The following is a 3,449-nucleotide window of genomic DNA, read 5'->3' as shown; positions in this document are numbered from 1 at the left end:
GCCGCGCCAGCGCCGAAAGCCGCGTCAGCGGCGCCAGCGCCCGGCGGACCGTCCAAATGGTGACGACAGCGATGAGCACGGCCAGCACGAGCAGAAACGCCCATGACTGCTCCAGAAATTCCGCGACCAGCGAATCCGCCAGCACGTCGGGATGGACGGAACCTTGTGCAACCTGGACAAAAAGCGGTGGCGACGATCCGGGCACCGGCGCCGTGACACCGTAATAATCGCCGCGGCCGGACAGATCGGCGAAGGAAAAATAGGAATCCGCACCAGCCTCCGGCAACGGCGCAAGCGGCGAAGCGAGACCGTGCGAGGCCGCAAGAACGCGTCCCGTTCCATCAAGCAGCGCGAACATGTATTGGCGGTCGGGCCTGTGATAGGCCTCTTCGAGGGTATCCGGCAGCGACAGCAGGGGCGCGCCGCCCTCGGTAAACGAAATATGCGCCACGATGTCGGCCGCCTGCGCAAGCAGCGCCCGGTCGCGCAGCGAGTCCCGTTCCATCGCATACTGCACATTGAGAATGACCAGCAGCAGCGCGAAGCCCAGCGCGACGATCGCCAGCATGCGCCGCGTGAGACGGGCGGCGAGGGAATTCGACAACATGTTCATATCTCGCCCAGCAAATAGCCGATACCGCGCAATGTGTGGACCTCGACACTCGCGCCGGCATCCGCCAGACGCTTGCGCAGGCGGTGTATCGCGACCTCGACCGAATTCGACGAAACCTCTTCACCGAAAGCATAAAGCTTTTCCTCGATCGATTCCTTCGGCACCACCCGGCCCTGACGGCGGAGCAGGATTTCGAGCAGATCCGTTTCGCGCCGGCCGAAGGCGGTAACGATGCCCGAAATCGTCACCTCGCGCGCCACCGTGTCGAATTCGACATTGCCGGCGACGAGCCGCAGGCCAAGCGCCTGCCCCGGCCGGCGCATCAGCGCACGGAGGCGGGCGACCAGCTCTTCCAGGGCAAAGGGCTTGAGGAGGTAGTCGTCTGCCCCCGTATCGAGACCCGCCACCCGATCCTCGACCCGGTCGCGGGCGGTCAGAACGAGCACAGGCAGCTCGCTGCCCGACCGGCGCAGACGCGCCAGGAAGTCGAGACCGTCGCCATCCGGTAGACCGAGATCGAGAATGGCAGCGTCATAATTGACCGCATCGAGGGCGGCGCGGGCGCTTTCGAGATCGTGACAGACATCGACGGCAAAGCCCGCCTGACGGCAGCCCTTGGCAATATGTGCCGCCAGACGGCGATTGTCCTCGATCACCAGAAGCCGCATGAAAATCCCGGAAATGCGCCAAACAAAATCATTCTAGCATGCCGGGCCGGGGCCGCCGGAGCGGCAGACTGTCACATAAACGTCATCAATCTGTCACAAAAGCTTGTTCGAGCCCCCTCATATTCGCGGCATCGGAGAGGCCCGATTCGGTGCATGGGCCCTCCGTCGACGGATGAAGCGACCGATACGAGATGAGTGCAACAAGGCGATCAACGTAAATATGACAGTGATCGATACGGGCCTGCCGAGACGAATGGACGAGACGGCGACCGCGCCGCCGGCATCGGCAAAAAAATCCCGCAAGGAGGCAGCCCGCGCGAAAGCGCGACGCGGCGGCCTCGACGAGAGGCTGCTCGGCCCCCGCCCCAAACACCGCAAGCAGCACCGCACGCTTTTTCTTTCCGACATTCATCTGGGTACGCCGGGCTGCAAGGCCGAACTGCTGCTCGACTTCCTGCGCCACAACGACGCCGAGACTATTTATCTGGTCGGCGACATCGTCGACGGCTGGCGCATCAAACGATCCTGGTACTGGAACGCGGCGCACAACGCGGTGGTGCAGGAGTTCCTGCGCAAGGCACGCAAGGGCGCGACGGTGATCTATGTGCCCGGCAATCACGACGAGGCGCTGCGCGACTATACCGGTCTCAATTTCGGCGGCATCGACGTGACGGCCGAGGCGATCCACGAGACGGCCGACGGCCGGTCCTTCCTGGTGTTGCATGGCGACCAGTTCGACAGCGTGGTGAAATACGCAAAATGGCTGGCGCATCTCGGCGACCGCGCCTATGGCCTGGCGCTGACGCTCAACAACTGGCTGCACGAGATTCGCCGCTTCTTCGGCCTCTCTTACTGGTCGCTCTCGTCCTACCTGAAGAACCGCGTCAAGAATGCGGTCGAATATATTTCGAGCTACGAACAGGCCGTGGCGCGCGAGGCACGCGAGCGCGGCGTCGACGGCGTCATCTGCGGTCACATCCACCATGCCGAAATGCGCGACATGGACGGGGTTCTCTACTGCAACGACGGCGACTGGGTCGAAAGCTGCACGGCACTGTCCGAAGACGAGACAGGCGCGCTGTCGCTGATCGTCTGGCAGAAATTCTCCTGGGAAACCGAACTCGCCGATGGCGAGACGGAACCCCATGACGAAGACGCCCCAGCCGTGCTGAGCGCCGCCTGATGCCCCACAGCACAGTACTCGCGCCGCTTGCTCCGCTCGCACCGAGAAGGAAGCGCCGCGTCGCAAGGTTGCTGAGCCGGTTGCGCGGCAAGCCGCTGCCGAAGGATGTCGGCCGCTTTTCGGAGCCGCTGCGTATCGTCATCGTCTCGGATGCCGCGCCGCCGCAGGTCAACGGCGTCGTGCGCACGCTGCAACAACTGACGCAGCATCTGGAAGGCATGGGTCACGAGGTCACCTTCATCACACCCGACATGTTCGCGACGATACCGCTGCCCACCTACAAGGAAATCAGGCTGGCGCTGTTCCCGATGCGCAAGATCGCCCGCATCATCCGCAAGGCGAACCCGAATGCCATCCATATCGCAACCGAAGGGCCGCTCGGCCTCGCGGCGCGGCGCTTCTGTCTCAGGAAGGACATTCCCTTCTCGACTTCGTTTCACACGCGCTTTGCCGAATATCTGAACGCGCGCACCGGCATCCCGCTTTCATGGGGCTACGCCTTTCTGCGCCGCTTCCACGCGAAATCGACGAACCTGATGGTGGCGACGCCGTCGCTGCAGGCGGAACTGAAAGAACGCGGCTTCGGCGACCCCGTGATCTGGTCGCGCGGCGTCGATGTCGAACGCTACCGACCACGACCCGACACGCAGGACGCACATCCCAAGGGCCTCGCGCGGCCGGTCTGGCTCAATGTCGGGCGCATCGCGGTCGAGAAGAACATCGAAGCCTTTCTCGATCTCGACCTGCCGGGCACCAAGATGGTGGTCGGCGAGGGCCCGCGCCTCGAACATTTGAAGAAACGCTATCCGGACGCGCATTTCACCGGGCCGCTCTTCGGCAGCGAACTGGCCGACGCCTATGCGGCGGCCGATGTGTTCGTCTTTCCGAGCCGGACCGACACGTTCGGCCTGGTGCTGATCGAGGCGATGGCGGCGGGAACGCCGGTCGCCGGCTACCCCGTGCAGGGACCGGCCGATGTGCTCGC

At 63.9% G+C, this 3,449-nt stretch carries 4 protein-coding genes; 2 read left to right on the top strand and 2 right to left on the bottom strand.

The annotated features are described in order from the left end of the window. On the bottom strand, positions 1–607 hold a 607-nt coding region (locus WEB61_RS16340; protein ID WP_368065404.1), incomplete at its 3' end, for a sensor histidine kinase N-terminal domain-containing protein. 2 nt (positions 608–609) lie between these two features. Next, entirely contained in the window at positions 610–1,281 is a 672-nt protein-coding gene (locus WEB61_RS16335; protein WP_368065403.1) for a response regulator, read from the bottom strand. Between the two features lie 220 nt (positions 1,282–1,501). Between WEB61_RS16335 and WEB61_RS16330 the strand changes: the two genes are divergently transcribed. Beyond that, on the top strand, positions 1,502–2,464 hold the full coding sequence (locus WEB61_RS16330; RefSeq protein ID WP_368065402.1) for a UDP-2,3-diacylglucosamine diphosphatase: 963 nt from the start codon (positions 1,502–1,504) through the stop codon (positions 2,462–2,464). Further along, a partial coding sequence (locus WEB61_RS16325) for a glycosyltransferase family 4 protein (protein ID WP_368065401.1) occupies positions 2,464–3,449 on the top strand: 986 nt, incomplete at its 3' end. The genes WEB61_RS16330 and WEB61_RS16325, both read left to right, overlap by 1 nt.

This window comes from Parvibaculum sp. (assembly GCF_040882025.1).
In the GTDB taxonomy this organism is placed as follows: Bacteria; Pseudomonadota; Alphaproteobacteria; order Parvibaculales; family Parvibaculaceae; genus Parvibaculum.
This window is presented reverse-complemented; position numbering and strand designations above follow the sequence as displayed.